At 70.1% G+C, this 5,615-nt stretch carries 5 protein-coding genes; 1 reads left to right on the forward strand and 4 read right to left on the reverse strand.

Annotated features, from left to right (window positions below; all coding sequences use genetic code 11):
• Nucleotides 1–164: 164 nt before the first annotated feature.
• The 4 genes from VIB55_RS04875 to VIB55_RS04890 all read right to left on the reverse strand — a co-directional run bounded on the left by VIB55_RS04875 (nucleotide 165) and on the right by VIB55_RS04890 (nucleotide 4,334).
• Nucleotides 165–449: a DUF3006 family protein gene (locus tag VIB55_RS04875; protein WP_331875545.1), complete on the reverse strand. Its 285-nt coding sequence runs from the start codon at nucleotides 447–449 to the stop codon at nucleotides 165–167.
• 534 nt (nucleotides 450–983) lie between these two features.
• A complete protein-coding gene (locus VIB55_RS04880) occupies nucleotides 984–2,546 on the reverse strand; it encodes an amidase family protein (RefSeq protein WP_331875546.1) in 1,563 nt (520 codons plus the stop codon).
• Between the two features lie 49 nt (nucleotides 2,547–2,595).
• Nucleotides 2,596–3,219, reverse strand: coding sequence for a thermonuclease family protein (locus VIB55_RS04885; protein ID WP_331875547.1), 624 nt, complete (start codon nucleotides 3,217–3,219; stop codon nucleotides 2,596–2,598).
• Nucleotides 3,219–4,334, reverse strand: a complete 1,116-nt coding sequence (locus VIB55_RS04890; RefSeq protein WP_331875548.1) for a PilT/PilU family type 4a pilus ATPase — start codon at nucleotides 4,332–4,334, stop codon at nucleotides 3,219–3,221. The genes VIB55_RS04885 and VIB55_RS04890 overlap by 1 nt, the downstream gene beginning before the upstream one ends.
• 243 nt (nucleotides 4,335–4,577) lie before the next feature.
• On the opposite strand from VIB55_RS04890, the gene VIB55_RS04895 reads away from it, so the two are divergent.
• The coding region (locus tag VIB55_RS04895; protein ID WP_331875549.1) for an MBL fold metallo-hydrolase at nucleotides 4,578–5,615 on the forward strand (1,038 nt) is incomplete at its 3' end.

Consider the following 5,615-nt stretch of genomic DNA (forward strand, 5'->3'; position numbering starts at 1 on the left):
CCCCCCCGCGCCTTCGTTCATCCCTGTGCACGGTGCACTGTCGTCTACCGCGCTCCGTTTTCACGCGAGGCGTGGAGGATAAAGAGAGAGCCGCGGAGGGCACCCTGCCACCTCCGCGGCTCTTCCGTTCCTCCGCGGCTCCGCGTAAACGCGTTTCCGGGAGCTCAGAGGACGATGTCACCGCCGGGATCGTTCGCCGGCTTCATGGCGCGCAGCTGGTCGCGCGAGCGCTGCAGCGCGGCCTCCGTCGCCGCGCGGTCGATCCGGATGCGCAGGGTGGACGCATCCACCTGCTCCTCGCGATCCACGACCAGCACGTCTCCCTCGCGCACTCCCGTCGGAAGCAGGGCGAGCGGAAGGTGCAGCAGCTTGCCGTCTGCCTCGAGTGCGGCGATGCCCTCTTCGATGGCGTCGATCGTCCAGGTGGTGCGTGCCGGCAGGGTGTTCATAGAGCGGGCATGCTGCGCGCACGTACCTCGATCCGGACCTGAACCGTGGGCAATGGCCGTCCGCCCCCATGCTGCTCCCACAGCGGAGCGGTGAGGGTCAGGATGGACTGGCCTGGGCGCTGTGCCCGCACTCCCCCGAAACCGGTGAGTACGGCGGCTCCTGGCTGCATCGCTCGATCATAGGCGGGGAGCACACCCAGGCGCCGACCGCTCGCATCGAACGCATGCACACGAAGGGAGTCGAACGAGAAACTCTGTCCGACGGCGAGCGCGAGCTCCGCGGGCTCCGCTCGCAATGAGGCGATTCGGGGCACGACCTCGGCCAGGCGCGATCCCGGGATCACATCCGGACCTTCGGATCCCGGGCGCACCTCGTGTCCAACGAGAACCTCAGTCGTCCGCCGTTCGCCGGACGAAACGGTTCCCCTCGCGCAGCCTGCACTGAATGCGGCAGCCGCCAAGAGGATCAGGAGCGTTCGAGTTAATGGCATGTGGATACCGTTCGAGGGTGGATGCACGCCGGCCGCGAAGACTCTACAGCGGCGGTGTCGACTCCGGCGGACGGCGATGCCGGGTGGCCTGCTCGAAGGCGTACCCGATCTGGATCAGCACGGGTTCGCTCCAGGCGTCGCCCAGGATCTGCAGCCCGGTGGGAAGGCTTCCCTGCACGTAGCCCATCGGCACCGAGATGGCCGGAAAGCCGGTGGGAGGCGAGAGCTGCCAGCTGTTGTTGCCGTGCGGCGTGTTGAGGTCGCCGATGAGTCGGGGCGGGTTGCTCCACGTGGGGTACACCAGCGCGTGCAGCCGCCCGGCCGAGAGCACGGCCCGCACCCCCGCGCGGAGCTTGGGCACGTTGGCGACGGCCTCGCGGCACGCCTCGTCCTCCTCCGGCGAGGTGAAGCGCTGGAACTCGCGCAGGCGCCCCGCGATGGACGGGTGGAATTTCCCCGATGCGACGATCTCGTCCAGGTTCTTCACGGGCGCACGCGGCCCGAGGCTCGCCAGGTACGCGTTGATGTCCGTCTTGAAGCGCCCGCACCAGAGCGAGCCGGAGATGGTGTCCAGCTCCGGGATCTGCACGTCCACCACTTCCGCGCCCGCGCTCCGCATCACCCGCAGCGCCTCCTCGAAGCGCGCGAGCACCGCGGTGTCGGTGGCCGGGGTATTCGACAGCTGGCGCACCACCCCGATCCGCTTGCCGCGAAGGCCGTCGGCGCGGAGGTGCGCGGCGTACCCCTCACGCGGCAGGCGTCCCCGGCTCTCGGCGGTGACCGGGTCCGCGGGGTCATGACCGGCGATGACGTCCAGCACGCGCACCGCGTCGGCCACGGTGCGCGCCATGGGACCGCCCACGTCGCGGTCCAGGTACAGCGGCACGATCCCGTCGCGGCTGGTCAGCCCCATGGTGGAGCGGATGCCCACCAGCGCCGCGTGCGAGGCCGGTCCGCGGATGGAGTTGCCGGTGTCGGTGCCGAGCCCCACCACGCCCAGGCTCGCCGCCACCGCCGCCGCCGTGCCGCCGCTGGACCCGGCCGTACCGCGGGTGAGGTCATACGGGTTGCGGGTGTAGCCGGGGAGCATGGACCCCACGGTCTCGTACGGCGTGAAGGCGAACTCGGCCATGTTGCTCTTGGCCAGGACGATGGCCCCCGCCTCCCGCAGGCGGCGCACCTGGAACGCGTCGTCCGGGGGAACGGAGCCGGCCAGCGCGAGCGAGCCCGCGGTGGTGGGCAGGTCGCGGGTATCGTAATTGTCCTTGACGATCACCGGAATGCCGTGCAGCGGCCCCATGAACCTCCCCGTCCGCCGGAACTGCCGATCCAGCGAATCCGCCACCGCGAGCGCGTCGGGATTCACCGTGATCAGCGAATTCAGGTACGGGCCCCGCCTGTCGTATGCATCGATGCGCGCCAGGTGCGCCTCCACCAGCGCCCGCGCGGTCAGCCGCCCGTCGCGGAATGCGCGGTGGATATCCTCGATCCCGGCCTCCCGCACCTCGAAGCGCGGAGCCTGCGCTTCGGCCGAAGCGGCGCTGCCGGCGGCGAGGGGAAGAGCGATGGCAAGGGACGCCAGCCATCCAAGAAGCAGAGATCGCATGCGGTTCACTGTACCTCCTGCAAATGAAACTACGTCAGCGGATGAGGGATCAGCGCCCGCACCGGCCCGCGCGCCACTCCCGCGGCTCGCACTCGAAGCCGCCTTCGGCCCACAGCCCCCGGCGAGCCGCCCGGGCCTGCCGCACGGCCGCGCGGATGCGGTCGGCGTGGCGCACGTTGGGCGGATACACGAGCGCCACCGCATATCCCGACCGCGCCATCTCTTCGTTGACCATCCGCCCGTCCGGCAGCCAGGCGTATGCCAGGAGGCGCTCGAACTGGTCCCGCTCCCGCACGTCTGTTTCCAGTCGCACGCGGGTACCCGGCGGCGCGAGCGCGCGCAGGGCGTCGACGGCCGCGTCGCCGCTGGCGCCCTGCCCCAGTTCGGGCGCGTCGATCATCAGCAGGCGCACGCGCGGGCCGTCCGCGCACCGCAGCGTGTCGCCGTCGCGGATTCCGTCCCGAGCCACGACACAGGCCAGCCCGCCCGCGTCTGGATCATCGGAGCGCCGGGACGCGGCGGTCGAATCGCCTTCCTCCTTGGATCCGAACTCGATCGTGGAGACGATGGGCGGCGTGGCGCCGCGCGTGCCCGCGTCCTCTACCGGGGGCGGCTCGCAGGCGGCAAGTGCGGCCGCGAGAAGCATCCACCCGCCCGCTCGCCGCACATCCATCAGTAGCTGGAGCCCATCATGATGCCGCTCAGGTCCGCGTCGGCGGAGGAGGGGGCGGCCAGGCGGGCATGCAGGTCGAAATCGCCCGGGTTGCTGGCGGCCGCGCGCGCCACCTCGAAGCTGACCGTGCCGGTGCGCACCAGTTCGGCCAGGTGCTGGTCGAACGTCTGCATCCCGTAGTTCTCGCGCCCGGCCGCGATGTGGTCGCGGATTTCCGTGGTGCGTTCGGGGTCGCGGATGCAGTCCTCGATTGTCCCCGTGCGCAGCATCACCTCTGCCGCCACCGCGCGGCCCTGGCCCTCGGCCCGGGGGAGCAGGCGCTGCGAGATCACCCCGTGAAGCGCGTCGGAAAGCCGCAGCCGCACCGTGTTCTGCTCGTCGGTGGGAAAGGCGGCGATCAGGCGGGAGATGGTGTTGGTGGCGTCCTTGGTGTGCAGCGTGCTGATCACCAGGTGCCCCGTTTCGGCGGCCTTCAGCGCGATTTCGATGGTCTCGGGGTCGCGCATCTCGCCGATCAGGATCACGTCCGGGTCCTGCCGCAGCGCCGCCCGCAGCCCCTTGTGGAACGAATCGGTGTCGGTGCCCACCTCGCGCTGCGAGATGGAGCAGTGGTTGTCGCGGTGAAGGAACTCGATGGGATCTTCCAACGTGACGATGTGGCGCTCGGAATGCTGGTTCATGTGCTGGATCATCGCGGCCATCGTCGACGTCTTGCCACTTCCCGTCACGCCGGTCACCAGCACCAGCCCCCGCTCCGCCAGCGCCATCCGCTCCACGACGGTCGGCAGCCCCAGGCTTTCCAGCGTGGGCACCTCGAAGGGGATCACGCGCAGGATCACGTTGAAGCTTCCGCGCTGCCGCATGATGTTCACGCGGAAACGCCCCGTCCCCGACAGCCCCCACGAGCAGTCGAAGTCCATCATCTCGTCGATCTGCGACCGCGCGCGCTCGTTGGGCAGCACCTTCAGCGCGAAGGCGCGCGAATGGTCGGGCGTCAGCTTCTGCCGGGTGAGCGGCACCAGGCGCCCGTTGATGCGCGCGCGCACGAAGTCGCCGCCCTTCACGTGGATGTCGCTGGCCCCGCGCTCCACCGCCGCCGCAATGATCTTTTCCACCGGGTACTGACTCCGGGATGCGACCGCCCCGCCCAGTGGGGGTGCGGCTTGGGGAGATGGAAGGCGCGGACGGGTGCCGCGCGCAGGGTCGTGTGCCTAACGATAACATTCGCAACGTCGCACGGCACCCGCCACCAACCGCCTATTCTTGTGGTTCAACACGGCGAAGGGCGGCGGAACGCGCCCAGACCTGTTACCTTCATCCCGTTCCGCACTCACGCACTGACGCACTCACGCACTGCAATGATCGTCAAGCGCTTCTACGACGAAAAGCTCGCGCAGGCCAGCTACCTGATCGGCTGCGGGGCCACGGGCGACGCGCTGGTGGTAGACCCCAGCCGCGACGTGGAGCAGTACGTACGCGCCGCCCAGGCGGAGAAGCTTCGCGTGACGGCGGTGACGGAAACGCACATCCACGCCGACTACGTCTCGGGAAGCCGCGAGCTGGCGGCGCGAACGGGGGCGCGCCTCTACCTCTCGGCCGAGGGGGGCGACGACTGGCAGTACGCTTTTGCCGCCGGGGACGGGGCGACACTGGTGCGCGACGGCGACCGCTTTTCCGTGGGCAACGTGCGGGTGACGGTGCTCCACACGCCCGGGCACACGCCGGAGCACCTGAGCTTTCTGATCACCGACGCGGCCGCCGCCGACCGGCCCATCGCGGCGGTGACGGGCGACTTCATCTTCGTGGGCGACGTGGGGCGGCCGGACCTGCTGGAAAAGGCGGCCGGCGTGGCGGGAACGATGGAGGCGGGGGCGCGCAGCCTGTTCGCCAGCCTGCGGCGCTTCAAGGCCGAGCAGCCCGACTGGCTGCAGATCTGGCCCGGGCACGGCGCCGGCTCCGCCTGCGGCAAGGGGATGAGCGCCATTCCCCACAGCACGCTGGGCTACGAGAAGCTGTTCAACTGGGCGGTCTCGGAGGAGAGCGAGGACGCCTTCGTCCGCACGGTGCTGGCGGGCCAGCCCGAGCCGCCGAAGTACTTCGCGCAGATGAAGCGCATCAACCGCGAAGGCCCGGCCCTGCTGGACGGCTTCCCCCAGCCGGCGCGGATGGAGGCGGACGCGCTCGCGGCGGTGCTGCAGGGCGGGGCGATGGTGGTGGATACGCGCTCCACCGACGCGTTCGGGCAGGGGCACGTCCCCGGCACCATCAACATCCCGTTCAACAAGTCGTTCAGCACCTGGGCGGGATCGCTGATTCCTTTCGGCCAGCCGTTCTACCTGCTGATGGCCGACGAGTCGGGCGCGGCCGTGGCCGAGGCGGTAAAGGACCTGGCGATG

Source organism: Longimicrobium sp. (assembly GCF_036554565.1).
GTDB lineage: Bacteria > Gemmatimonadota > Gemmatimonadetes > Longimicrobiales > Longimicrobiaceae > Longimicrobium.

What these genes read in the sequence shown, in the direction of transcription:
- VIB55_RS04875 (WP_331875545.1), bottom strand. Translation starts at nt 449, where the DNA reads ATGAACACCCTGCCGGCACGCACCACCTGGACGATCGACGCCATCGAA.
- VIB55_RS04880 (WP_331875546.1), bottom strand. Translation starts at nt 2,546, where the DNA reads ATGCGATCTCTGCTTCTTGGATGGCTGGCGTCCCTTGCCATCGCTCTT.
- VIB55_RS04885 (WP_331875547.1), bottom strand. Translation starts at nt 3,219, where the DNA reads ATGGATGTGCGGCGAGCGGGCGGGTGGATGCTTCTCGCGGCCGCACTT.